Source organism: Muriicola marianensis, from assembly GCF_014638095.1.
Taxonomy (GTDB): domain Bacteria; phylum Bacteroidota; class Bacteroidia; order Flavobacteriales; family Flavobacteriaceae; genus Muriicola; species Muriicola marianensis.
This window is the reverse complement of record NZ_BMFH01000001.1, coordinates 2,041,093-2,065,699: the sequence shown is the minus strand read 5'-3', so window position 1 is coordinate 2,065,699 and position 24,607 is coordinate 2,041,093. Positions and strand designations below refer to the sequence as shown.

The 24,607-nt window shown below is 48.1% G+C and carries 21 protein-coding genes; 10 read left to right on the top strand and 11 right to left on the bottom strand.

Annotated features, from left to right (window positions below; all coding sequences use genetic code 11):
* The first annotated feature begins 55 nt into the window (after positions 1–55).
* Positions 56–1,546 (top strand): ArnT family glycosyltransferase, encoded by a 1,491-nt coding sequence (locus IEV19_RS09335; protein ID WP_188370386.1) that lies wholly within the window; start codon positions 56–58, stop codon positions 1,544–1,546.
* Here the strand turns inward: IEV19_RS09335 and bioD are convergent.
* From bioD to IEV19_RS09320, 3 genes are read right to left on the bottom strand one after another with little or no spacing between them, the layout of a single operon-like run.
* Positions 1,532–2,149, bottom strand: coding sequence for a dethiobiotin synthase (bioD, locus tag IEV19_RS09330; RefSeq protein WP_188370385.1), 618 nt, complete (start codon positions 2,147–2,149; stop codon positions 1,532–1,534). The genes IEV19_RS09335 and bioD overlap by 15 nt on opposite strands.
* 3 nt (positions 2,150–2,152) lie before the next feature.
* Positions 2,153–2,536 carry a putative signal transducing protein gene (locus IEV19_RS09325; protein ID WP_188370384.1) on the bottom strand — a complete coding sequence of 128 codons (384 nt, stop codon included), beginning with the start codon at positions 2,534–2,536 and terminating at the stop codon, positions 2,153–2,155.
* On the bottom strand, positions 2,529–3,704 hold the full coding sequence (locus IEV19_RS09320; RefSeq protein WP_188370383.1) for an aminotransferase class I/II-fold pyridoxal phosphate-dependent enzyme: 1,176 nt from the start codon (positions 3,702–3,704) through the stop codon (positions 2,529–2,531). The genes IEV19_RS09325 and IEV19_RS09320 overlap by 8 nt, the downstream gene beginning before the upstream one ends.
* A gap of 74 nt (positions 3,705–3,778) precedes the next feature.
* Between IEV19_RS09320 and IEV19_RS09315 the strand changes: the two genes are divergently transcribed.
* Complete coding sequence (locus IEV19_RS09315; protein ID WP_188370382.1) at positions 3,779–4,309, top strand: GNAT family N-acetyltransferase; 531 nt, start codon at positions 3,779–3,781, stop codon at positions 4,307–4,309.
* Between the two features lie 11 nt (positions 4,310–4,320).
* Here the strand turns inward: IEV19_RS09315 and IEV19_RS09310 are convergent, their stop codons facing one another.
* The 6 genes from IEV19_RS09310 to IEV19_RS09285 all read right to left on the bottom strand — a co-directional run bounded on the left by IEV19_RS09310 (position 4,321) and on the right by IEV19_RS09285 (position 13,909).
* Complete coding sequence (locus tag IEV19_RS09310) at positions 4,321–4,599, bottom strand: F0F1 ATP synthase subunit delta/epsilon (protein WP_188370381.1); 279 nt, start codon at positions 4,597–4,599, stop codon at positions 4,321–4,323.
* Positions 4,600–4,640: 41 nt separating this feature from the next.
* On the bottom strand, positions 4,641–6,149 hold the full coding sequence (gene atpD / locus IEV19_RS09305) for a F0F1 ATP synthase subunit beta (protein ID WP_188370380.1): 1,509 nt from the start codon (positions 6,147–6,149) through the stop codon (positions 4,641–4,643).
* A gap of 178 nt (positions 6,150–6,327) precedes the next feature.
* Positions 6,328–9,078 carry a TonB-dependent receptor gene (locus IEV19_RS09300; RefSeq protein WP_188370379.1) on the bottom strand — a complete coding sequence of 917 codons (2,751 nt, stop codon included), beginning with the start codon at positions 9,076–9,078 and terminating at the stop codon, positions 6,328–6,330.
* A 226-nt stretch (positions 9,079–9,304) separates the two neighbouring features.
* Positions 9,305–11,152 (bottom strand): glutamine--fructose-6-phosphate transaminase (isomerizing), encoded by a 1,848-nt coding sequence (gene glmS, locus IEV19_RS09295; RefSeq protein WP_188370378.1) that lies wholly within the window; start codon positions 11,150–11,152, stop codon positions 9,305–9,307.
* Positions 11,153–11,267: 115 nt separating this feature from the next.
* Positions 11,268–13,094, bottom strand: a complete 1,827-nt coding sequence (locus IEV19_RS09290; RefSeq protein ID WP_188370377.1) for a DUF4270 domain-containing protein — start codon at positions 13,092–13,094, stop codon at positions 11,268–11,270.
* Positions 13,095–13,099: 5 nt separating this feature from the next.
* Positions 13,100–13,909, bottom strand: coding sequence for a glycogen/starch synthase (locus tag IEV19_RS09285; protein ID WP_188370376.1), 810 nt, complete (start codon positions 13,907–13,909; stop codon positions 13,100–13,102).
* Between the two features lie 103 nt (positions 13,910–14,012).
* On the opposite strand from IEV19_RS09285, the gene panC reads away from it, so the two are divergent.
* The 6 genes from panC (at position 14,013) to IEV19_RS09255 (ending at position 19,910) form a co-directional block, all read left to right on the top strand.
* Positions 14,013–14,852 carry a pantoate--beta-alanine ligase gene (gene panC, locus IEV19_RS09280; protein ID WP_188370375.1) on the top strand — a complete coding sequence of 280 codons (840 nt, stop codon included), beginning with the start codon at positions 14,013–14,015 and terminating at the stop codon, positions 14,850–14,852.
* A gap of 13 nt (positions 14,853–14,865) precedes the next feature.
* On the top strand, positions 14,866–15,216 hold the full coding sequence (panD, locus tag IEV19_RS09275) for an aspartate 1-decarboxylase (protein WP_188370374.1): 351 nt from the start codon (positions 14,866–14,868) through the stop codon (positions 15,214–15,216).
* A 3-nt stretch (positions 15,217–15,219) separates the two neighbouring features.
* Positions 15,220–16,185 (top strand): lysylphosphatidylglycerol synthase transmembrane domain-containing protein, encoded by a 966-nt coding sequence (locus IEV19_RS09270; protein ID WP_188370373.1) that lies wholly within the window; start codon positions 15,220–15,222, stop codon positions 16,183–16,185.
* Positions 16,186–16,213: 28 nt separating this feature from the next.
* A complete protein-coding gene (locus IEV19_RS09265) occupies positions 16,214–17,359 on the top strand; it encodes an alpha/beta hydrolase (RefSeq protein WP_188370372.1) in 1,146 nt (381 codons plus the stop codon).
* Positions 17,360–17,449: 90 nt separating this feature from the next.
* Positions 17,450–18,811 carry a DNA repair protein RadA gene (gene radA, locus IEV19_RS09260; protein ID WP_188370371.1) on the top strand — a complete coding sequence of 454 codons (1,362 nt, stop codon included), beginning with the start codon at positions 17,450–17,452 and terminating at the stop codon, positions 18,809–18,811.
* Positions 18,812–18,857: 46 nt separating this feature from the next.
* Entirely contained in the window at positions 18,858–19,910 is a 1,053-nt protein-coding gene (locus tag IEV19_RS09255) for a proline iminopeptidase-family hydrolase (protein ID WP_188370370.1), read from the top strand.
* Position 19,911: 1 nt separating this feature from the next.
* Here the strand turns inward: IEV19_RS09255 and IEV19_RS09250 are convergent, their stop codons facing one another.
* Positions 19,912–20,952: an NADP(H)-dependent aldo-keto reductase gene (locus tag IEV19_RS09250; protein WP_188370369.1), complete on the bottom strand. Its 1,041-nt coding sequence runs from the start codon at positions 20,950–20,952 to the stop codon at positions 19,912–19,914.
* 56 nt (positions 20,953–21,008) lie between these two features.
* Positions 21,009–21,776 (bottom strand): exodeoxyribonuclease III, encoded by a 768-nt coding sequence (locus IEV19_RS09245; protein WP_188370368.1) that lies wholly within the window; start codon positions 21,774–21,776, stop codon positions 21,009–21,011.
* Positions 21,777–21,926: 150 nt separating this feature from the next.
* Here IEV19_RS09245 and IEV19_RS09240 point away from each other — a divergent pair, with 150 nt between their 5' ends.
* Both IEV19_RS09240 and IEV19_RS09235 read left to right on the top strand, forming a co-directional pair.
* Positions 21,927–22,496, top strand: a complete 570-nt coding sequence (locus tag IEV19_RS09240) for a DUF3575 domain-containing protein (RefSeq protein WP_188370367.1) — start codon at positions 21,927–21,929, stop codon at positions 22,494–22,496.
* A 29-nt stretch (positions 22,497–22,525) separates the two neighbouring features.
* Complete coding sequence (locus tag IEV19_RS09235) at positions 22,526–24,607, top strand: TonB-dependent receptor family protein (protein WP_188370366.1); 2,082 nt, start codon at positions 22,526–22,528, stop codon at positions 24,605–24,607.

The following is a 24,607-nucleotide window of genomic DNA, read 5'->3' as shown; positions in this document are numbered from 1 at the left end:
TTTAAGGCAACATTGATTTATATATCTTGCAGGGGAGGAACATCCTCCGGAAGACATGCCGCACAAATTTATAACATCTCTCATTCCTAATTACCAGAATCTGAAGGATGGTAAGGTATTTTTAGGTCTGGCCCTCCTCTCGGTTTGCCTTCGTTTTCCTTTTTTTTTCAGGGACTACATAGACAGGGATGAAAGCACATTCATCCTGATGGCACAATCCTGGGTAGACGGACATTTGCCTTATACCCAGTTGTGGGACCTGAAGCCACCCCTGGTATTTCTTTTCTTCTCGGTGATCATTTACATCTTTGGGAAGAGTTTTCTCGCCATCAGATTTTTTGGCGCCCTCGTTGTAGCCGTTGTTTCATTTTATACCTATAAGACCGGGAAGGAAGTGTATTCGGCCCGAATCGGCTTCTGGTCCTCCCTGGGTTGTGTCTACCTTTTGAGCCTATTCGGCAGCCTGCAGGGTGTGATGTCCGAACACCTGAGTATGCTGTTCTTTATGCCGGCACTCTTCTTACTCCTGAAACACAGAAAGGCAGGATGGTTTTTTATTGCAGGTATATTGCTGGGCGTATCCCTGATGATGAAACTCAACCTGGCCTATGCCGTGATCGGGATGCTCCTTTGGGTCTTTGGAATATCCATATTCGAGCGCAAGGCGCGAAGAGGATTTGTACGAATAGTATTTTTGGGATCAGGGATCATACTCCCTGTCGTTGCCACTTTCCTGCCCTATCTGGCATCAGGGATCCCTGAGGTCTGGATGGATTCTGTGATCAGGGCCCCGTTGGCCTACTCCAATGACCTGCAAAGCTCTGTTTTGAACGTGCTGCCTTTGGTAGCTGTCTTGTTGTTATTCGGGATGATATGCTGGAAAAAAAAGTGGATCGATTTCTCAGATCCCAAAGTGCTCCTGCTGACCGCGGTTCTCGCCGGGGTCGTATTTTCCTTCCTGAAAAGCGGGAAAGTGAATGGGCATTACCTGATGCAACTCTATCCCATGCTCCTCATCCTGCTGGGTATCGCCCTCTCACATGCTTTGCGTCACCGACAGATTTACTATCCTTTGGCTCTCTTCCTTGCTGTTTCACTGCCGGTTGAATCCTATATAGAACTGGCCAATATCATCGACAATAAAAGAAAGCACGGGACTTATTATAATGGGGAAGGATTTACTGTTCCGGATTTTATCAGGGAACAAAAACTGAATTCCGAAGATGTCCTTTTTTTTGAGTACCATATAGGCTACTGGATCCTCGATGCCTCGCCCCCGTCAAAGGCAGCGACCCATCCCAGCAATATCTGCAGGCAGGCTCTTTATCCCTATTTTGAAAATCCCAGGAAAAATGCTCTGGAAGAATTGGAATACCTCCTGGATTCTCTCAAACCGAAAACCGTGGTCACCAGGAAAGAAAAATCTGTATTCGACAAGGAATACGTGGAGGAAGATGCCTATGTGAGATCTTATTTATCTGACCACTACCGCCTTGCAGGCACAGTGGGAAGAGCCGAGATTTTTACCCGCCTAAAGGGCCATTAATGCCTCCCTGAACATAGTAGCGTATTTGCGGATGGTCTCCTTGTCAAAATTCCCTTCCTCGGAGATCCTCCCGACACATTGCACTCCAGTCTTGGACAATATGATGCTCTCAGTGGTCGGGTGTTCGTTCCCGCTGAACAGGATAACGGGTTCAATTCCCCTCGCTCTGAGGGCCTCGATGGTCAGGAGGGAATGGTTGATACTCCCCAGGTAATGTCTTGAGACCACTACCACCTTGTAATCGGGTTTGATCAGGTCTGCGATCGTATCATTATCGTTCAGAGGAACCAGTAGTCCGCCCGCTCCCTCTATCACCAAGTGATTCTCTGTATCCGGTTCCGTGATCTGATCTAAATCGATTCTGATCCCGTCGATCCCGGCAGCTGCATGCGGACTCATTGGTGTCTTCAACGCATAGCTGTTTTGATGGATCACTGTCTTGGGGTTGCTGATCAGGTTCCTGACCTTATGACTGTCAGAATGGTCGAGGTCTCCTGCCTGTACAGGCTTCCAGTAATCGGCCAGCAGGGCTTCCACGAGGATGGCTGAGGCAATGGTCTTTCCGACCTCAGTTGAGATCCCGGTAACAAATATTCTCTTCACGGTCTATTGGGGTTTTGTGATCATGCCGCATTTAAGGCATCTGTATTTTTTCTTTTCGAAGAAAGGGAAGAGTTTGTGATAGAAGCCTTTTCTGGCATAGTAGGCTTCCGAGCGCTGGGCTTTGCAGTTGGGACATGTCACTGGATTTCCCTTATCATCAATGGCGTATCTCCTGAATTCGTCGTAGATCTCAATCGCCCTGTCCTTGTCGCGCGTATAGACCTGTAGCTTGACTCCTCCCACAGCCTGACTTACCAGGGGATCAGTATTTAAAAAATTCTCATCCCTGAGATACACGTAGATCCCTTCGGCCTCAAGCCTGCCCTTGATGACCTGCACGTCGGCCGGAAACTCAAAGGCACCGAGGGTATAGAATTTTTCAGGCATGGACGTTCTCTTCAATGGCACGGGCCAAGATACTCAATACTTCCTTTATTTCATCCCGGGAATTGAAACTGTGCAGGCAGAATCGTATCCTCTCTTGCCCGGAGGGCACGGTGGGGGAAAGGATGGGTAATACATTGTACCCTTTCCTATTTAAATCTTCGGACACGCGCTTCACACCGGAATTGCCCGGGATCACACAGGAGTGTATGGCCGACCTGCTGGGAATAAACCTTTCCCGAAGACCAAGATCGTCCCTAATTTTCAGAAACATCTCGATATTAGACCTGAGCCTTTCCTTCTTTCGGAGGTATTCTTCTTTATTTATCTGTTCACATGCGAAGAGTACCGCAGCTACACTCATGGGAGGCAGGGCTGTGGAATAGATAAAGCTTCGCGCAAAATTGACCAGGTAGGATCTTAACTGTGGGCTACCTAGCACTGCGGCTCCCTGTACGCCCATGGCCTTGCCAAAGGTCGCGATCCTCGCGAAGACCACCCGCCTGACCGTCTCCTGATCGGCGAGATCTCCCAGGGTCCTGTCTATTCCCAATATGGCATGTGCCTCGTCCAGTATAAGCCTGCACCGGAATTCATCGCAAAGTTTGATCAGGGAATCCAGATCCGGTTGATCCCCATCCATAGAGAAAACCGCCTCTGTGGCCAGGTAAAATTGGGAGTCTTTATCCCCTTCTTTCCTCAGTCGAAGCAGTAGTTCCCTGAGGTGATCCAGGTCATTATGCCTGTATTTGTAGCTTTTGGCAAGTCCCATGCGAATACCATCCCTCATACTGGCATGTATATATTCATCGTAGAGGACTACATCATCCCTCTGAGGTACACAGGAAAAGAGTCCGAGGTTGGCGTCGTAACCCGAGTTGAAGATCAGGGCACTCTCTGCCCCATAAAGTCCGGCCAGGACCGCTTCCGTTTTTTCATGGAGTGGAGAATTCCCTGAAAGCAAACGGGATCCGGTAGACCCGTTTCGCAACATACCCATAGACTCCAGGATACCGGTGGCACCTCGGAATACGGTCTCCTCACGGGCCATCCCCAGGTAATCATTGCTGACAAAATCGGTTTTTGACGAGAGGAGCTTCAATTCTCGGAGTGTATTCTCCTCCCTCCTCTCCTGCAGCTTCTGCCCCAGTTTTTTCGGAAATCCATCCATATTTCAAAGGTAGTATTTAGATGAATAAATGTTATCTTGAAATTGCGAAACCGCAAGCACAACACCTTTTAGAAATGTCTGTCGTATACGGAAGGGCGAGGACTGAAAAAGACCTCAGGGAGATCCTGGAATTGCAGGTAAAGAACTTACCTGACCAACTCACGGATAAAATCCGCGAGCAGGAGGGGTTCCTTACGGTCAGGCATACCCCCGAACTCCTCGGTAAAATGAACGAAGTCTGTCCCCATATCGTAGCCAGGGCTGATGATCGGGTTGTGGGTTATGCCCTGTGTATGCATCCCTCCTTCTCCGCCGAAATCCCCATCCTCAGATCGATGTTCGATCAGGTCAGGTCAAACTTACCTCCAGACAAGACCTATATAGTCATGGGCCAGGTCTGTATTGACAAGGACTACAGGAAGAAAGGTATTTTTCGTGAGTTGTACCGGACCATGAAGGAAGTTTTGCGCGAAGAGTTCGATCTTATCGTCACCGAAGTGGATGGCCGCAACCGCAGATCCCTGGAGGCCCATCTGGCCATTGGCTTCCGGGTACTAAAAAAATACCAGTCCGATGGGAGGGACTGGTATTTAATTATACTTTAAAGTACAAGAAGTTAGTCGACCAGAACAATTACCTTATTATCGTTCATCTCCATGGTTCCACTGCTTATAGACAAGGTCATCTTTCCATCGGCCGCTTTATTAAACCTGGCCTCGTGCTCCTCATCTATGGTGATGTCTCCCCCGATCTTAACCAGGCCCTGCTGTAAGAGGGAAACAATAGGTGCGTGATTGTCGAGCACCTGGAATTCACCGTTTAGTCCGGGTACGGTCACCGAAGTGACATTTCCTTCAAACAAAGTGGCTTCCGGGGATACGATTTCTAAATGCATCTGCTAAAACTTCTTATTCTCTTACTTTCCTTCAGGATATCTTAGGCTTCTGCCAGCATTTTCTCACCGGCCTCAATAGCTTCCTCTATGGTACCCTTGAGGTTAAAGGCAGATTCAGGAAGGTGATCCAGTTTACCGTCCATGATCATGTTGAAGCCTTTGATGGTGTCTTTTATATCTACCAGTACTCCGGGGATACCTGTAAACTGCTCTGCCACGTGGAAGGGCTGAGAGAGGAAACGCTGTACCCTCCTTGCCCGGCCGACAGCCAGTTTGTCCTCTTCGGAAAGTTCTTCCATTCCGAGGATGGCGATGATATCCTGAAGCTCTTTATAGCGCTGGAGAAGCTCCTTAACTCGTTGTGCACAGGCGTAGTGATCCTTCCCGAGGATCTCCGGGGTGAGGATCCTGGAAGTGGAATCCAGTGGATCTACTGCCGGATAAATCCCCAGCTCTGCGATCTTACGGGACAATACGGTAGTCGCATCAAGGTGGGCGAAGGTGGTCGCCGGAGCAGGGTCTGTCAGGTCATCCGCAGGTACATAAACCGCCTGAACCGAGGTAATGGATCCTCTTTTGGTAGAGGTGATCCTTTCCTGCATTGCTCCCATCTCAGTAGCCAGGGTAGGCTGGTATCCTACCGCGGAAGGCATACGTCCGAGAAGGGCCGATACCTCAGAACCTGCCTGGGTAAAACGGAAGATGTTATCAACGAAGAAAAGTACATCTTTTCCCTGACCTTCTCCGGAACCGTCACGGAAGTACTCAGCAATGGTAAGTCCGGAAAGTGCTACCCTCGCACGGGCTCCCGGTGGCTCGTTCATCTGACCGAATACGAAGGTGGCTTTGGATTCCTTCATGGCTTTCTTATCTACTTTAGAAAGGTCCCATCCGCCTTCTTCCATGGAATGGAGGAATTTATCCCCGTATTTGATAATCCCGGATTCGAGCATCTCTCTCAGGAGGTCATTCCCTTCACGGGTACGTTCTCCCACTCCTGCAAATACAGAGAGTCCTCCGTGTCCTTTTGCGATGTTATTGATGAGCTCCTGGATGAGTACGGTCTTACCAACCCCGGCACCTCCAAAGAGACCGATCTTACCCCCTTTTGCATAGGGCTCGATAAGGTCGATCACCTTGATCCCGGTGTAGAGAACCTCAGTAGAGGTGGAGAGATCCTCAAATTTGGGAGCTTCCCTGTGGATGGGGAGGCCGTTCTTCCCTTCTTTGGGCAGGTTCCCTATCCCGTCGATAGCGTCACCGATCACGTTGAACAGCCTTCCGTAAATATCTTCGCCTATAGGCATCTGAATGGCTTTACCGGTAGCTACCACTTCAACTCCCCTGCTCAATCCGTCAGTGGAGTCCATGGAAATTGCACGCACGCTGTTCTCCCCTATGTGAGATTGTACCTCCAGGACGAGGATGGTTCCATCACCCCTGGTGATTTCGAGAGAATCATAAATTTTCGGGAGGTCGGTCCCGGAAGCGAATTCAACGTCTATCACCGGTCCGATGATCTGAGAGACTTTACCAGTTACTTTAGCCATTCTTATAGTTTTATCTATTAGGGAAATTCTCAGCCATTTTACTCGTTTATATGGCACCTTTTTTCCGGCTGCAAAGATATATCTTCACATTGTAAATAAGAAGGCTTTAGGTTGATTTTTTCGCATAAAAAAAGCACCGTTTCCACGGTGCTTTCATTTTTGTGTTAGAAGTTGCCTCTTAAGGGTTTACCGTCCAGCTTACGTAGAAAATGGAACCTACAGCCCCGGTACCCACAGCTGAGAAATACTCCTCTCCCAGGATATTGGATCCACCAACCTTAAATACAGATTTGATATCCGGTACTGCATAGTTAATTTGAGCATCCAGTACGCTGTAGGAAGGTATATCGCCATCAGCGAAAGTAGCCTGCCAGAAATAGGTATCACTCCAGCGGTAATTTACTTTAAAGCCAAAATTCTCGAACAATTCGGTGTTTCCAAATGAGGCCTTTACCTTGTGGTTGGGCGTGTTGAAATTGGTCCGGAAATCCGGGAAGGCGGCCTGATCGAAATCGAGTTCGGCATAGGTATAATTAACACCCAGGTCGAAATTGCCTAAAATTTTCATGTCAACCCCAACGGTGGCACCGTACGAATTTATGTCGGCCTGAGAATTGGTGTAATTCTGGTAGGCGAAGAAATCGCCATTCTGCAAGGCCAGCAATGATAAACCGTTGTCCCCCGCCTGACCGTAAAACGGTACAAGCACAGTGGTATTGGAGATGAAATTGGTATACTGGTTGTAATATCCGCTAAGATCAACAGCTACCTTGCCCAGTTGTGCACGATAACCCAATTCGTAAGCTGTGATCTCTTCCGGCTGTACCAATGGTGTATTGACCGCAGTGGGAGTCCCTGCATTGACAGAGGCCAGGGAAAATGCATTCTCATAAGCCGCTCTTCCTACTACGGTAGCCGTACTTGATCCGGTAATAGCCTGCCCGGAGGTACTTACAGGAAATGTTCTGATATCCCTGTCCAGGTTATCCGGTGCCGAGCCTACGAGTATAGCCCTTCCGGCATTGAGACCAATAAAAAGATCTTGCGTGGTCGGATTCCGGAATCCCTGCTGGGCCGAGATCCGTATATTGTGATTCCTTTTCTCCCCCGCAGTGTATGCAAGTGAAACTCTTGGTGAGAAGAATCCGTCGAAGAATTGGTTTTTGTCATACCTGACGGACCCGGTAAACTTCAGTCGCTCTTCCAGAAGTTTTTTCTGCAGCTGCATATACGCACCGTATTCGTTATAGCTGATAGGTCCATCGAGATCTGTAAAGATAGTACCATTGGAATTTAAGACATACTCCCTGAAGGAACCTCCAATCTGGATCTCAGCGAAGTCTTTTGTCAGGTGAGAGAAATTGTAATTACCATTGACATGCCGCAGTTGGGTATTATCGATGAACTTGGCCCCTGTGGTAAGGTCCCCATCGTTGATCACGGCATTAAAAGCATTCTGGAACTGAGGTGTTCCCGGAACAAAACGGCCTGTATCAGCCGCCTGCCTGGCCAGGGCATGTGCCGTATCCTCATCGAGAGGAACCCCGGTTCCCACTCCAAGTCGTGCCCCGATATAGGTCTGGGCATATTCGGTAAACCATTGTGTATCTCCCTTCCATCTGCGGTTTACGTTGATAGCAGCAAAACGGGTGTCATAGGAATCTCCCGATCCCTCCGAAGTGATATATCCCCTAAGGAAGAAATTGTCATTTCGGAATTCCAGTTTGTGCTGTTGTAGAATAAAGTTTTTAATGGAGTAACGGTTAGCACCCTGGTACAGGGTATTACCGCGACCGATCCGTCCGTTATAGATGATCTCGAAATCGTCTGCGAACGGCCTGTAATACACCGAGAAATCGGTTTTTACGCTTTCTGCCGAATAGTTGGCCAGATCGATCTCGTCATATCCGGTTCTGCTCACAACAGCAGATCCAACCGTACCCGATGGCAGACCTGCAAGGGCATCAAAGTTCAGAAGTGTAGATACCTCATCCCCATAGACATTCAGGCCATCATATGCCGGATTGGTCCGGTCTGCACCCGGGTTGTTCAGGTCAACCGTGCTGTTGGCATGCCAATCCTCCCCTTTTAAGAAGGAAAAGTTGGCTTTCACAGCGAGCTTGTCGCTAAAGGCATGGGCTGCCCTGATCCCAAAGTCATAGTAGTTATTGTCTCCGGCAGCCTCCTGGGAGGTAATCCCGGTTTTGAAATAGGCGCTGATCCCCTGAAAATCAAAGGGACTCTTGCTGGTCATAAAGAGAATACCATTGAAGGCGCCCGCACCATACAGTGCTGACGAAGCTCCGGGCAGGATTTCAATGCTTTGCACTTCAAGTTCTGACATCCCCACCAGGTTACCCAGCACGAAGTTGAGACCGGGGGCCGAGTTGTCCATTCCGTCAACCAATTGCAGAAAACGGGTGTTCGCAAAGGTGGCGAAACCACGGGTGTTGATCGACTGGAAGGTCAAACTGTTGGTATTGATATCTACTCCCTTCAGATTCTGCAGTCCTCCATAAAATGATTCAGCTGCCGTATTTTTGATCTCCTTCAAACCAAATCGCTCTACCGATACAGGGGATTCAAATAGCCGTTCCGGAGTCCTCGAAGCAGAAACCACGATCTCATCGAGAAGGGTCTGTGCCTCCTGCAGCACAATGGCTACAGTCTGATTGTTCGATGTGATCTGGGCCGTTACCTCTGTATAACCAATACTCGTGACCCGGATGACAAATGGGGGATTCTGTGAAGCAGCAAGGGTGAAATTCCCGTCAAAATCGGAAACGGTACCTGTGGTTGTTCCGATGATAATAATGTTGGCTCCCGGGACAGGTTCACCGGCTTCATCTTTTACCGTTCCCTGAACGGTGGTCTGTGCGTGCATTCCAAATCCTAAGAGCAGGAAGAATAATAAAAGCGTTGTTCTCATTCGTCTGGGTCTTTAATTTCCGAGCAATTTAACGATTTTTTTACATCGTGGAATAGTAATATTAAAAAAAGCAATGGTCAGAATTGATAATCCCAAAACAAAAGGAGGGCAGGATTGTGAATCTCTCAAGAAATGAGATCTCTGTACAGTGCTTCGTCTGATCGAAAACACAAAAAGACCCTTCATGATGAAGGGTCTGAAATTTTTAGTTGTATGTGATGGTGATTTATTCCACCGTGACCGACTTGGCGAGGTTTCTCGGCTGGTCTACATTGCAACCTCTCATGACGGCTATGTGGTAAGAGAGCAACTGTAAAGGTATGGTGGTGACGAGCGGACTCAGACTTTCCAGGGTCTCAGGCACCTCAATCACGTGGTCTGCAAGTTCTCTCACCTGTGTATCCCCCTCAGTTACGATGGCGATGATCTTTCCTTTTCGGGTTTTGATCTCCTGAATATTGCTCACCACTTTTTCGTAATGTCCTTTCTTTGTGGCTATCACGATCACAGGCATTTGTTCATCTATCAGGGCGATCGGTCCGTGTTTCATTTCGGCAGCCGGATACCCCTCTGCGTGGATATAACTGATCTCCTTTAATTTCAATGCCCCTTCAAGGGCCACCGGGAAATTGTAACCACGACCGAGGTACAGGCAATTGTCTGATTCTTTGTAGACGTCTGCGATGATCTCTACCAGCGGGTTGGCCTCGAGCGCCTTTTCCACCTTGCTGGGGATATTCTCCAGTTCGGAAAGGATCTCATGATATTTTGATTCGTTTAATTCACCCTTTTCCTTGGCGAGTTTTAAGGCGAGCATCATCAGGATGGTGATCTGTGTGGTAAAGGCCTTAGTGGAAGCCACCCCGATCTCAGGACCGGCGTGGGTATATGCTCCTGCATTGGTTTCACGTGCAATGGAAGAACCCACCACGTTACAAACACCAAACACAAATGCTCCTCTCTCTTTGGCCAGTTTGATCGCGGCAAGCGTATCTGCGGTCTCTCCCGATTGGGAAATAGCGATTACTACGTCCTTGCTGGTGATCACCGGGTTTCGATACCTGAACTCTGAGGCGTACTCCACCTCTACAGGTATACGAGCCAGATCTTCGAATATATATTCGGCTACAAGTCCGGCATGCCAGGAGGTACCACAGGCCACGATAATGATGCGGTTTGCATTCATGAATCGCTCAAGGTTATCGTCTATCCCGGACATTTTAATAATACCCTGGTCTACGAGCAACCTACCTCTGTAGGTATCTTTTATAGCCCGAGGCTGCTCATAGATCTCCTTCAGCATAAAATGGTCGTATCCTCCCTTTTCAATCTCCTCCAGGTTGAGCTTCAATTCCTGGATCATGGGATACGCCACAGCATCATCCTTGATCTTGCGCAGTTTTATCTCTTTCCCCGGCCTTACGATAGCCATCTCCTCGTCTTCGAGGTAAACCGCGTTATTGGTATATTCAATAAAAGGTGAAGCGTCCGAGGCGATGAAAAATTCTCGGTCGCCTATCCCTATGGCCAACGGACTACCGAGTTTGGCCACCACGATCTCATCCGGTTTTTCTTTGTCGAATACCGCGATTGCATAAGCGCCGACGACCTGGTTCAAAGCGATCTGTACCGCTTTTCCGAGTTTTACCTTTTCTTTTTTCTTTACCTCCTCTATCAGGTTGACCAGCACCTCAGTATCGGTATCCGATTCAAAAACATAGCCCCTTTTAGACAGCTCTGTCTTGATCGCCTCGTAATTCTCTATGATCCCATTGTGAATGATTACCAGATTCCCGGAGTTCGAATAGTGGGGGTGAGAGTTCACATCGTTGGGAACACCGTGGGTAGCCCATCGGGTATGGCCCATTCCCAGGGATCCGTTGACGGCAATGTTCTTTTCGGATTTGTTCTTCAGGTCCTCTACCTTTCCCTTGGTTTTGGACATGTTGATCTGATTCCCGTCGAAAAGAGCGATTCCGGCACTGTCATACCCCCTGTATTCGAGCCTCTGAAGCCCTTTCATGATTATGGGATATGCCTCCCGATGCCCAATATAACCTACTATTCCACACATATATAAAGGATTAAGCCGATATTTCGGTCCGTAAATTTACGAGATGTATTAAAACTAATGTTGATTTTGCGTTATATAACGCAATTTTCTCCACCAGTGGTATAGATAAATGGGATTAATTAGCCTCTGTATAGAAGATCTCGAGTTTGAGCTTTTTGTCTTCAGGGACGTTGGTGCCACTGCCGTAGAGTACAGTGCCCAGAGGGCTCAAATTAGAACCAACCGGGAGATCCTTCTCTGCATTACCCTCCAGGAGGGCGTTGGATACCCCTGAGATCCTGATGTCTGCTGAAATCGCCAGGCCCAGGGTCGCATTCGTGGAATCTCTCAGGACCAGGTCGTTGATATGGTCGGTGATCCGCACCGTGTATTTGATCCCTCTGTCGCTTTCCTCTTGTAATCTGGCATCGTAATCGAGGTATATCCCAAATCGAGAATCCGCAGCATTATTCTCATTCGCCGGGTTGTATACAGGGACATTGGTATCCGTATTGTACATATATAATCTGGGGGGTTCCACGATCCCTCCGGCAGCGTCCAGAGTCTCCCGGTCTACATAAAAGACCAGGTTGGCTTCATTGATGATCCAGTTCCGCGATTTGATTTCGTTGATCACAGTCTCTCCGTTATTCTCCTCGAAAAGAGCTATTTCCGCAAATATCCCTGGTCCGCCTTTCAGGTAAATCCTCGAGGCATTCTGGCCTGTGTTGAGATTGTCGCTCACCTGTGTCGGATAGGGTTCACTCAGGATGGTGTTTACCGCATTACCAGTGATCGGGGCATTCCCCTGTCCGGTGATCAGGTTCAACGTATAGGTTCGCTCTGCTATTTCCATCTCACCATCTACTAACCGGTCGTATTCATAGCTCATTGTGATAGTGGCCGTCCTAAGATCTAGCAACAACATGATATCATCAGTAATGGGAGTTATTGACATGTGTATTCCCCTGAAAAAGTCTTTGAAGTTAGAACTGCTGATCAGCTCTGATGACCCTTCCTTATCCAGGATATTCTGCTGGAAGAAGTCTGGATCCAAAGCCACCCTTATACCGGGTTCAATGACCTCAGGGGCCTGCAGGGACTCATCATCCTCCGTGTCCGGATCGTCTTCCGCGAAAACCAGGGTCTGCTCATCCTCTATTAGTACCGCTCCGTCGAAAAGCACGTCGGACACGAATGCAGGGGCAAATTCCTGGCTCGAATAATACTCCTGTGCCTCCAGGAAATTGCTGTTCGGATCCAGGTCCCTGAGAAAATAGGTAGATCGTTCTACCTTGAAATTAAAAGGAACATCCCTATTCCCGTAAATGCTGTCCAGGTCCCTCTTTACCGGAAACCTGTTGGGTAAAGTACTGGTATCCTCGTCATCGTTGATCCCGTCTCCATCCGTATCCGGGTTAAGCGGGTCAGTCCCAGACAATCTTTCCTCATTATCGGTTCGGCCATCCCCATCACTGTCACTGTTGGGATCTTCTGGGTCGACATCAAACTCGTCAATCACTCCATCGAGGTCACTGTCTCCGCTGCTGTTCCTCAAATAGGGAATGTATAGAATTACTTCTTTTATTCTTTCGTTCTCTTCAATGGTAGCATCAATATCATCGTTATCAGCATTGTCCTCGGTCAGCTGAGAATAATTTCCAAAGGTCGGATTGCCGGTGCCCCCGCTCAGAGAGACCTGTGAAGTGATGCTGGCCGTCGTTCTCCCGTAGATAGGGTCATTGAAAACTCCGATCTGATATAATGGGAGCCTGTTGGTCTGTACGGCCACTACATTTCTGTTGTAGGCAAAGACGTCATATTCGGCCTTGTCCGAGACAAAGGGACTTCCATCGATCACCCCATTTCCTATGGTTGTGATGTCTTCGTCGCAGGACATAAGTGCAAGGAAGAGGAATGTTCCTAAAAGGGCCGGAACCTTTACTTTGAGAAAAAATCGCATGGGGCTTAGTTTAAAACTTCGGTGTCATAGAAATTCGCATAAGCCTCTTCAAATTCCTGAATCGGCACATACGGCAACACGGGTTTCTGCTGGTCTTTGATGAATGAAAGCAGATCTTCTGGAATGCCTTCAGCAGCTAAAATTACAGCATCCGAATAACTCACCCCTATTTTTAACAAATTATTATACGTGGGCTCTTTCAGGAGTTCGAGGGCATCATCCGGGATACCATCAAATGCCACCTTCTTGATCAGGTCTTTGTCGAGAATCCCTTCAAAACTCTTGCCGTATACTGAAAGTACGATCTTACTGTCTGCGAACAGGGGCTCATCTGCATAGAACTTGCGGAGGTACAAAGGAAGAAGGGAGGACATCCACCCGTGAATGTGGATAATGTCGGGATTCCAGTTAAGCTTTTTGACCGTTTCTACCACTCCTTTAGCGAAGAAGATCGCACGCTCATCATTGTCAGGAAAAAGATCCCCGTTTTCATCTGTAAAGGTCGCCTTTCTCTTGAAGTACTCTTCATTATCTATAAAATAGACCTGGATACGTTCCCTTGGGATAGAAGCTACTTTGATGATCAGAGGCATGTCCATGTCATTGATCACAAGGTTCATTCCCGATAACCGGATCACTTCGTGTAGCTGATGCCTCCGCTCATTGATATTCCCATAGCGGGGCATAAAGATCCGGATCTGGCCCCCTCTGCTGTTGACCATCCGGGGCGCTTCGTAAGACATTAAGGAAACTTCATTTTCTGGTAAGTAGGGCACTAATTCTGAAGATACGAACAATATCTTTTTACCATTCATACAGGTCGACTTTAATTTATCGCGGAAACGTAGCCGCAAAATTACAAAAATTATGCAGATTAGCCGTAATTATAGTAAGTTTGCACGCTTTTTAAGCTGTGCTATGAAGTTGATTTCGGGCAGGAAGGAATTGCTGAAGCACCTGGATTCCCACAAGGGTACCCTGGGGCTGGTTCCCACCATGGGGGCCCTGCATGAGGGACACCTCAGTTTAGTAAAGAAGGCCATCAGCGAGAATGATACTGTTCTTGTAACGATCTTTGTAAATCCCACCCAGTTCAACAACCCGGAAGACCTCGAAAAATATCCGAAGACCCTGGAGGAGGACCTGTCCCTCCTGAATTCTGTAGACCAAGGCATTATCGTATTCGCTCCTTCTATCGAAGAATTGTACGGGGAGGAAGTAACCTCGAAGGAATATTTCTTTGATGGCCTGGACAAGGTCATGGAAGGAGCCTTCAGACCCGGGCATTTCAATGGGGTTGCCACGGTGGTTCAAAAACTCTTTGAACTCATCAGGCCCGACAAAGCCTACTTTGGGGAGAAGGATTTCCAGCAATTACAGATCGTCAGGAATCTGGCACGTACCCTACCTTTCTCATTGCAAATTGTCGGTTGCCCTATTGTTCGTGAAGCACAAGGCCTGGCCATGAGTTCCAGAAATCGATTGCTTTCTGAAGAGATGAGAAAGAAGGCCGGACTTATATACCAAACCCTGGAAAAAGCCAGATGTATGTTTGGCACGGAAAATGCGACTAAGGTAATCGCGTATGTTAAAGAGGTGTTCTCTGCCCAGAAAGATATGGATCTCGAGTATTTCCAGATCGCAGATGAAGAAACCCTGACCCCTGTGATGAAAAAACAGAAAAACAGGAAATACAGGGGCTTTATCGCCGTTTATGCGGAAGGGATCCGCCTCATTGATAATATCGCGATGAATTGATTATTTTTGCACCATGAAAATTGAAGTAGTTAAATCCAAGATACACAGGGTAAAAGTTACCGGGGCCGACCTCAACTATATCGGCAGTATTACGATAGACGAAGACCTGATGGATGCGGCAAATATCATCAGGGGTGAAAAGGTACAGATCGTAAACAACAACAACGGAGAACGACTTGAAACCTATGCGATTCCTGGACCCAGGAACTCGGGTGAAGTTACCCTTAACGGTGCCGCAGCCAGGAAAGTAGCTGTGGGGGATGTCCTTATCCTTATCACCTATGCATGGATGGAGCTGGAAGAGGCCAGGACCTTCGAGCCTGCCATGATCTTCCCCAATGAAGAGAACAACATGTTAAACTAACCTTTGAACACCCGCTTCAAAAGACTCCTAAAGATCGTCGTCCCCATCCTCCTGGGCGTATTTTTGATTTGGTATTCCTACTACAACACTTCCCCGGAGGACAGAAAAGAGATCTTCAGATATATCAGAGAGGCCGACCTGTTTTGGGTTGGAATATCGGTGATTATAGGAATCCTCAGCCATATCTCGAGGGCTATTAGGTGGAACTATCTCCTGGAACCCCTTGGTTATAAACCCAAGATCAGGAATAACATCCTGTTTATCCTCATCGCATATTTTGCCAACCTCGGTATCCCCAGGTCAGGAGAAATCCTAAGGGCAACAGCCCTGGCAACCTATGAGAAAGTCCCATTCCAAAAAGGTTTCGGGACCATCGTGACCGAGCGGGTGATCGACCTGTTAATGCTTCTTCTGATCATTTTTATCGCCCTGATCTCCCAGACCCAGGTGATCCTTTCTTATCTCAAGGCAAATGGCATAGGGCTAACGGCAACCCTCGTCCTTGTGGCTGTCGGAATATTGATGCTTTTTGTTTTCCTCGCCTTTCTGCGAAGATCGAGTTCCCGCCTTGCCATCAAGCTGAAAGACCTGGTCAAAGGCCTGCTCGACGGGGTGATGAGCATCTTCAGGATGCGGTATAAATGGTTGTTCATTTTTCACACCCTCTTTATCTGGGCAGCCTATATCGCTATGTTCTGGGTGATCAAATTCACAGTGGCGGAAACCATGTCTCTGGCATTTTCGGAATTCCTGGTCGCATTTATCGCAGGCGCCTTTGCCATGTCTACGACTAATGGTGGAATTGGCCTGTATCCTATAGCGGTGAGCAAAGCCCTGTCGATCTATGGTGTAAGCGCTGTTTCTGGCGATGCTTTTGGCTGGATCATGTGGATCGCCCAAACCCTTATGGTCGTGGTCTTTGGTGCAATATCTTTCCTTCTCTTACCGTTATTGAACAGAAACCGGTAGGTCTTACCCATACCAAAAAACCAACTCTATGAGAAGTGCCATCATCGTGGTCCTTAGCTTTCTGTTCACACAGCTGTCTTTTGCCCAGGTTACCCATGAGATTTTCGAGTCCTTTAAATTACAGGAGAGGAGGAATGTATCCTACTACTTTCCGGAAGATTATACCCCAGAAAAGAGGTATCCCGTGGTAGTTGTGCTGGATGCCGAGTACCTTTTTGACCAGGTTGTGGCCAATGCAAAATTCTACAGCAGGTTCGAAGGCATGCCCGAAGTGATCGTCGTGGGGATAGATCAGCATGCGAATGACCTTCGCTGGGAGGATTGCGCCTTTGAAGAAGGTACGGGTCTTCCCACGGAAAAAGGAAAGTTGTTTTACGAATTTATCGGCATGGAGATCGTCCCTTATCTGGACACAAAGTTCAGTACAGCTCCTTTCAGGATGTTCATCGGCTACGGAATTACGGCCAATTTTGGAAATTACTTCCTCTTCAAGGACAGGTCGTTTTTCGATGCATTTATCAGCATTGCCCCCAGACTTGCTCCGGAAATGGAGGTAAGAGTACCTGAAAGACTTCTCGCCCTTGATCAACAGATCTTCTATCATCTGATCACCGGGGGAAACAAGCAAAAATCCCAGGATGGAGTCGGGATCCTTGACCAGAACCTGAAGTCTGTTCAAAAACCCACCTTACATTACTCCTTCGATGCCTATCCCGAAGCTGGAGAGCTATCCGTGGTTACCTACGGACTCGGTAAGGCCTGGGAGAAGATGTTCGAGATTTTCAAGCCCATTACGCCTAAGGAATACAAGGAGCAGATCCTCACTTCTGAGGAACCCGTGATCAAGTATCTGGAAGACAAATACGGAACCATTGAAGAGCTGTTCGGGTTCAGGAAGGACGTCAGCTTAAACGATATTATGGCCATTTATGCCGCAACCCGAAAGAAGGAAGATTTTGAATCCTTAAAAGCCCTTTCTGACCTCTGTAAAAAGCAATATCCGGATACCATGATGGGCTTTTACTTCGAAGGGGAATATTACGAACATCTCGGGGAGGCCAAAAAGGCTTTACGCACATTTGAAAAGGCTTTTGGTATGCAGGAAATCGACTTCCTGACCAAGGAACTGGCCCTGGAGAAGATAGACGCTCTGAAAGCCGATTTTGGTTTTTAGGAAATAGTAATACAGCAGACATTCACACCCCGCTTTTTGCGGGGTGTTTCTTTTGTTATTAGTGGGAACCACAATATCTTTAACCAGATTATGGCCAAGACCAAAACCGCCTTTTTCTGCCAGAATTGTGGTACCCAGTTCGCTAAATGGGCCGGGCAATGTACGGCCTGCAAAGAATGGAATACCATCGTGGAGGAGGTGATACAGAAGGAGGAGAAATCCGACTGGAGACCGACTTTGAACGGAGGGCCCAAAACAGCCACTTCGGTGAACATAGCGGAGATAGGGACCGATGAGGAGATACGCCTCAACCTCAACGACCGGGAATTCAATCGCGTCCTGGGAGGCGGACTGGTACCCGGATCCATGGTGCTTCTCGGAGGGGAACCAGGCATAGGAAAAAGTACCCTACTGCTGCAGATCGCCCTTCGCCTACCCTATAAAACCCTCTATGTCTCAGGGGAAGAAAGCCTGAAACAGATCAAGATGAGGGCTCAGCGGCTACACCCTGAAAGCGAAAATTGCTTTATCCTTACTGAGACAAAAACACAGCAGATCTTCAGGCAAATACGGGAAGTTTCGCCCGACATTGTGATCATCGATTCCATACAGACCCTCCACTCAGACCACATCGAATCCTCGGCAGGCAGTATCTCACAGATCAGGGAATGTACGGCAGAACTCATTCGCTTTGCCAAAGAAACAGGCACTCCTGTGATCCTCGTGGGTCATATTACCAAGGACGGAACCCTTGCAGGGCCTAAAATTTTGGAGCATATGGTGGATACCGTACTGCAGTTCGAAGGCGACAGGAATTATATGTACCGAATTCTCCGGGCTCTGAAAAACCGTTTTGGTTCCACTGCAGAACTGGGAATATACGAGATGCAGGGCGACGGGCTGAGGGAAGTGAGTAATCCTTCTGAGATCCTTATCTCCAAACACGATGAGTCCCTGAGCGGCACGGCCATAGTGGCTACCCTGGAAGGGATGCGACCCTTGCTCATAGAGATACAGGCCCTGGTGAGTACCGCAGTTTACGGTACACCCCAGCGAACGGCTACCGGTTTTAATGCCAAGAGGCTTAATATGCTCCTGGCCGTACTCGAAAAAAGGGCCGGCTTTAAGCTGGGCGCCAAAGATGTCTTTCTCAATATCACAGGGGGGATTTCGGTGGATGACCCTGCGATCGATCTGGGAGTGGTAGCTGCTGTACTTTCAAGCAATGCTGATATTCCTGTTGAAAAAGGAACCTGCTTTGCGGCCGAGATTGGTCTTGCGGGAGAGGTCAGGCCGGTACGAAGGGTAGACCAGCGCATCCTGGAAGCAGAGAAACTGGGATTTACGCGGATCTTTGTGTCCAAGAACAACAAGATCGGTTTGAAAAAACACAACATCCTGATCAGTAAGGTATCAAAGATTGAAGACGTGATACGCGAATTGTTCGGCTGAGATAAACGGATAATTTTTACCTTTAGGAGTCATCAAAACCATCACAATGAAAATCTTCGCCAGCCTTCTGTTACCTGTTTTCTTTCTCATTTCATGTCAGAACACCCCCAAAGAAGACAGTGTTCAGGCAAACAGCTCCTTTGAGGAATACCTGAGCTTCGAGAACAGGGACGACCAGTACACAGGGGGAATCAAAATGATCCCGATTAACACGGATAATGGCACATTCAAAGTCTGGACCAAACGGGTGGGAAACAACCCCACTAAAAAAGTGTTGTTATTGCACGGCGGACCCGGGATGACACACGAGCTTTACGAATGCTTTGACGGTTATTTTCCGCAGGAAGGGATCGAATATATTTACTATGACCAGTTGGGTTCTTATTACAGTGACCAGCCGGCCGATCTGAGCCTTTGGAACACTGAGCGCTTTGTAGAAGAAGTGGAACAGGTGCGCAAAGCCCTGGGGCTTGACAATTCTAATTTTTATCTCCTCGGCCAGTCGTGGGGCGGGATCCTGGCCATGGAATACGCCCTCAAATACCAGGATAACCTCAAGGGTCTGGTTATCTCCAATATGATGAGCAGTATCCCTGAGTACAACACCTATGCCCAGACCGTCCTGGGACCGCAGATGGATCCGGAGATCTACAAGGAGATCAAAGCCATGGAGGAAGCAGAGGATTTTGGCAACCCCCGGTATGGAGAATTGCTCTTTGAACACTATTACACGGAACATGTACTACGCAGGCCCACGGATCAATGGCCGGAAGCGGTGATGCGAACCCTAAAGCACGCCAATAACCAGGTGTATGTACACATGCAGGGCTATAGTGAGTTCGGGATCACAGGTGATGCAACCTTAAAGGACTGGGATGTGAAGGAACGGCTGAAGGAGATCAGAGTGCCCACCCTTGTAATTGGTGCCCGTTATGATACCATGGATCCTGATCATATGGAATGGATGTCAAAAGAAGTGCAGAACGGCCGCTACCTCTATTGCCCTAATGGCAGTCATTTATCCCAATACGATGATCAGAAGAATTATTTTGACGGGGTGATCCGGTTCGTACACGACGTGGATCAGGGATCGTTTTAGATCAAGGTGCCGGATCCGGGATTTCCCGGTGAATGGCCTCTATTCCCTTCAGTACTTCTTCGGTAAGCAGTAAGTCAATGCTGCCGATATTTTCCTTCAATTGCTCCATGGAAGTCGCCCCTATAATATTGCTGGTCAGAAACGGCCGAGTATTTACATATGCCAGGGCCATTTGTGTGAGGGAGAGACCGTGATCCCTGGCCAGGTCGTAGTACATCTGAGTGGCCTTTTGCGATTGTTCGTCGCTGTATCTTTTGTAAGCCGGGAATAAGGTGATCCGTGCTTTTTCAGGTTTTTTACCTCCAAGATATTTCCCGCTAAGCACCCCGAATCCCAATGGGGAATAGGCGAGCAATCCTATTTTTTCACGAAGGGAGATCTCAGAGAGCCCTACTTCAAAGGAGCGATTGAGGAGGCTGTAAGGGTTTTGTATGGTGATCATCCGGGGCAGGCTTTCGTGTACTTTGCTTTCTTCCAGGAACCTCATGGTCCCCCAAGGGGTTTCATTAGAGAGCCCCACATGGCGGATCTTGCCTTCTCTGATCAGATCTCGCAATGTTTCCAGCACCTGGTGGATGTTGTCTTTCCAGAAATCCGAGGGGTCATGCTTATACCCCCTCTGTCCAAAGTAGTTGGTGTTCCTTTCGGGCCAGTGGAGTTGATAGAGGTCGATATAATCCGTTTGCAACCGCTTCAGGCTGCCATTCACTGCTTCGATCAGAGAATCCTTACTAAAACCAGAACTTCGGATGAATTTGGTGAATTCTGCTTTGCCGGCGATCTTGGAGGCCAATACCACCTTAGCCCTGTTCCCCGTTTTGGCGAACCAGTTGCCTATGATCTCTTCCGTAAGGGCATATCGATCGGGATGTGCAGGGATGGGATACAACTCTGCGGTATCAAAGAAATTAATGCCCCGGTCCAGGGCATAATCCATTTGCTCATGGCCTTCCGCTTCCGTATTCTGCTTCCCCCAGGTCATGGTGCCCAGGCAGATCTTGCTCACCTCTATATCGGTATGCGGCAACTTGGTATAGATCATGGTACTCAGGTTTGAATTTCGGCCGCAAAGGTAAGGATCAGGTCTAAGAATTAAAATTACGGAGTTTCCAGCTCCACCAGGATGGGGCAATGGTCGCTGTGCCTTGCCGCAGAAAGTATAACTGACCTGCGAAGGCGATCTTCCAGATTACGGCTGACCATCCCGTAATCTAACCGCCACCCTTTGTTTTTGTTGCGTGCATTCGCCCTGTAGGTCCACCACGTATATTGGTGTGGCTCTTTATTAAAATGACGGAAGCTGTCAATAAAGCCACTGTCAATGAAGTTGCCGATCCATTCACGCTCTACCGGCAGGAAGCCGGAAACATTTTTGTTCCTCACCGGGTCGTGTATATCGATGGCGCGATGACAGATGTTATAGTCCCCCAGGATTACAAGGTTTGGATTCTCTTGTTTTAAGCCATCCACATAATCCTGGAAATCGGCCATGTACTGAAGTTTATGATCCAGCCTTTCAATATTGGTCCCAGAAGGAATATAGAGGCTCATCACTGAGACCCCATCTATGTCAGCCCTGAGGTTCCTTCCTTCTCTGTCCATATAATCGATGCCCGTACCGAATTCAACGTGATCCGGTTCCTTTTTAGCGAGGATGGCCACTCCGCTATACCCTTTTTTTTCGGCACTGAACCAGTAGTGGAAGGGGTACCCGGCCTTTTCAAAAAGACTTACATCCAATTGCTCCTCCATCGCCTTGATTTCCTGAAGGCATACCACATCGGGGTCTACATCCTGCAGCCATTCCAAAAATCCCTTGTTGAGGGCAGCCCTGATTCCATTCACATTGTAGGATACGATCTTCATGTATTGAAATTTCGCCCGAAAATAAAGAATCCGTAACATTTGAGGAAACCGGGCCTGTGTGCATTTGTAATTCGGCACCTCATATTTTTGAACAAAGCTCCATATCGGATTCTCGTCAATTCGACATATCTTTCCTAAAACTTTTATCCAATGAAAAGATTCTTTTTCGCTTCCCTTTTTGTGATGATGATGGTGTCTGCTTCTTCTGCCCAGGATCCTGCCCCTGCATCCTCGGATGTTACGGGAACCGCTCAGAATGAATTGAAGCTCAATGTGTTTAATCTTATCGCATTTAAGTTTGGTGATATCACCTATGAAGCAATTATCAATGAGGAGACTTCATTTGGGGTTGGCCTCCTGTTCAGGATAGGGGAATACGATGAGGATATAGGGTACGATAGAAGTTTTTCTTTGACCCCTTTTTACAGGAAGTACTTCTCCAAAGGCTATGCGAGTGGTTTTTTTGTGGAAGGATTTGCCATGCTGAATTCCGGTAATGAAGATGTGTACGCTGAATTCGACGAACAGACGGGGAACCTGATCCGATCAGATGAAAAATACACCGATTTTGCACTTGGGGTTAGTATTGGCGGGAAATTCATATCCAAAAGAGGCTTTTTGGCTGAGGTATATGGCGGAATTGGTCGAAATTTTCTCAATTCGGACTTCGCTCCGGAAGTCGTACCCCGGGGAGGTATCTCTCTTGGATTCCGCTTTTAATACTTATTTTTGCCCCTCAGATTTTTATAATGAGGTCGGCCTTTATACTATTTCCCTTTCTTTTCTGCACCCTGGTACTCTATGGTCAGAATACCATTCAAACAGACAGTATCACCGTTTTGCCTGAGGTACTGCTGCTGGAAGAACAAAAAGTTAAGCAGACAGAGGGGATCATTCCTTCCCAGATTATAGGGGCGAAGGTTTTCGACAATTTCAGTCCGGTTGACGCAGTCTCAGCCATCAACCAGATCCCGGGGGTCTATATCCTGTCCGGGGCGTTGAATACGAACAGGATCACGATCCGGGGAATTGGAGCACGGACGCTATTTGGAACAGACAAACTCCGGTTGTACTATGACGATATCCCCGTCACGGATGGCAGTGGTTTCTCAAGCATCGAGGCCTTCGACCTTGAGAATTTCAGTCAGGTTGAGGTTGTAAAAGGTCCAAAGGCCACCACCTTCGGCACCAATCTCGGAGGGGCCATCCTGTTGACTACCCGGGAGAACCTCGGTACGGGGACACAATTCAGCAACAGCACTACCCTGGGTTCTTACAGTCTGTTTAAGAACAATCTTAATTTTTCTCATCGGGATGAATTTACCAGTGTTAATCTTAACTATGAGCATCTGGAAACCGACGGCTACAGGGAGAACAACCGATTTGAAAGGGACGGTCTGCTGCTGCGCATGTCACGTTCCTTGAATGAAAAGAATGAGATAGGTCTGCTTCTGAGCTATATCGACTATACGGCTCAGATCCCGAGTTCCCTAGGCATCACGGCTTTCATGGAAGACCCCACCCAGGCAGCTTTTATATGGGGGGCCTCGAAAGGCTTTGAAGATAACAGGTACACCCTTCTCGGGCTGAATTTTACCCATCGTTTTTCAGCTGATTTCCGTAATACGACCAGTATCTTTTATTCCTATCTCGACCATTACGAGGTCCGTCCATTCGGAATCCTTGATGAATATACCAATGGCTTTGGGTTGCGGACCCATTTCAGGGGGCGTACGCGGCTTCTCGATCGAAAAACGACCTATTCTTTTGGTGCAGAACTCTACCGGGATGAATTTACCTGGCAGGAGTACGAGAATGACTACCAGGAGAATAATGGAGAAGGTAGCCTGCAGGGCGATATTTTTGCTGACAACAAGGAATTCAGATCCCAGATCAATGCATTTGGCACCTTGAATTTCGAACTTGTTGAAAGGTTGAACCTTCAACTCGGCCTGAACATCAACCATACCCAATACGACTACAGGGACCGGTTCAATTCCGGGGATGCCAACCGGAGTGCCGATCGCAATTTCAGGACCATTGCCTTGCCCAGTCTGAATCTGGATTACAAGTTCTCTGACTATCAGTCTGTCTACGCCAATATCAGCAGGGGTTTCTCCAACCCCACCCTGGAGGAAACCCTTACCCCGGACGGGGTCATCAATCCGGATATCGAACAGGAAAAAGGGGTGAATTACGAGCTGGGTTCTCGCTTGTTTCTTTTCGACGGCCGACTCAACCTGCTCCTGACGGTGTACCAGATGAATGTATCGAATCTCCTAGTAGCTGAACGCGTCGGGGATGATCAATTTGTGGGAAGGAACGCGGGGAAGACACGGCACAGGGGCCTGGAAGCCGCCCTGAATTACCTGTGGGAGTTGGGGCCCGACTGGCAGTTGATGCCCTTTCTGAATTACACTTACAGCGATCATCAATTCGTGGATTTTGTGGATGGGGATGAAGTTTTTTCCGGCAATCCATTGACAGGGGTGCCCAGGCACAGGCTAAACAGCGGCCTTCAACTACAGTACGGCAGTAGCTTCTTCTGGAACACTACCCACCAGTATGTGGGCAGTATCCCTCTTACCGATGCCAACAGCCTGTCGAGCGATGCCTTCCATCTCTTCGGGACGAAATGGAGATATGAAAGAAAAGTAAGTACCCGGTTAGGGTTGGGATTAAGCCTGGGTATCAACAACCTCTTCAATGTGCGCTATGCGCAGTCCGTTTTGATCAACACCAATGCCTTTGGAGGTGCGGAACCCCGGTATTACTATCCGGGTAATGACCGCAATGTGTACGGCAGTCTTCGCCTCAAATACACGCTCTGA

Bases quoted from the DNA above. Each gene is read 5' to 3' on its own strand.
- IEV19_RS09335 (WP_188370386.1), top strand. From the start codon at position 56: ATGCCGCACAAATTTATAACATCTCTCATTCCTAATTACCAGAATCTG.
- IEV19_RS09325 (WP_188370384.1), bottom strand. From the start codon at position 2,536: ATGCCTGAAAAATTCTATACCCTCGGTGCCTTTGAGTTTCCGGCCGAC.
- IEV19_RS09320 (WP_188370383.1), bottom strand. From the start codon at position 3,704: ATGGATGGATTTCCGAAAAAACTGGGGCAGAAGCTGCAGGAGAGGAGG.
- IEV19_RS09315 (WP_188370382.1), top strand. From the start codon at position 3,779: ATGTCTGTCGTATACGGAAGGGCGAGGACTGAAAAAGACCTCAGGGAG.
- IEV19_RS09310 (WP_188370381.1), bottom strand. From the start codon at position 4,599: ATGCATTTAGAAATCGTATCCCCGGAAGCCACTTTGTTTGAAGGAAAT.
- atpD (WP_188370380.1), bottom strand. From the start codon at position 6,149: ATGGCTAAAGTAACTGGTAAAGTCTCTCAGATCATCGGACCGGTGATA.
- IEV19_RS09300 (WP_188370379.1), bottom strand. From the start codon at position 9,078: ATGAGAACAACGCTTTTATTATTCTTCCTGCTCTTAGGATTTGGAATG.
- glmS (WP_188370378.1), bottom strand. From the start codon at position 11,152: ATGTGTGGAATAGTAGGTTATATTGGGCATCGGGAGGCATATCCCATA.
- IEV19_RS09290 (WP_188370377.1), bottom strand. From the start codon at position 13,094: ATGCGATTTTTTCTCAAAGTAAAGGTTCCGGCCCTTTTAGGAACATTC.
- IEV19_RS09285 (WP_188370376.1), bottom strand. From the start codon at position 13,909: ATGAATGGTAAAAAGATATTGTTCGTATCTTCAGAATTAGTGCCCTAC.
- panC (WP_188370375.1), top strand. From the start codon at position 14,013: ATGAAGTTGATTTCGGGCAGGAAGGAATTGCTGAAGCACCTGGATTCC.
- panD (WP_188370374.1), top strand. From the start codon at position 14,866: ATGAAAATTGAAGTAGTTAAATCCAAGATACACAGGGTAAAAGTTACC.
- IEV19_RS09265 (WP_188370372.1), top strand. From the start codon at position 16,214: ATGAGAAGTGCCATCATCGTGGTCCTTAGCTTTCTGTTCACACAGCTG.
- radA (WP_188370371.1), top strand. From the start codon at position 17,450: ATGGCCAAGACCAAAACCGCCTTTTTCTGCCAGAATTGTGGTACCCAG.
- IEV19_RS09255 (WP_188370370.1), top strand. From the start codon at position 18,858: ATGAAAATCTTCGCCAGCCTTCTGTTACCTGTTTTCTTTCTCATTTCA.
- IEV19_RS09250 (WP_188370369.1), bottom strand. From the start codon at position 20,952: ATGATCTATACCAAGTTGCCGCATACCGATATAGAGGTGAGCAAGATC.
- IEV19_RS09245 (WP_188370368.1), bottom strand. From the start codon at position 21,776: ATGAAGATCGTATCCTACAATGTGAATGGAATCAGGGCTGCCCTCAAC.
- IEV19_RS09240 (WP_188370367.1), top strand. From the start codon at position 21,927: ATGAAAAGATTCTTTTTCGCTTCCCTTTTTGTGATGATGATGGTGTCT.
- IEV19_RS09235 (WP_188370366.1), top strand. From the start codon at position 22,526: ATGAGGTCGGCCTTTATACTATTTCCCTTTCTTTTCTGCACCCTGGTA.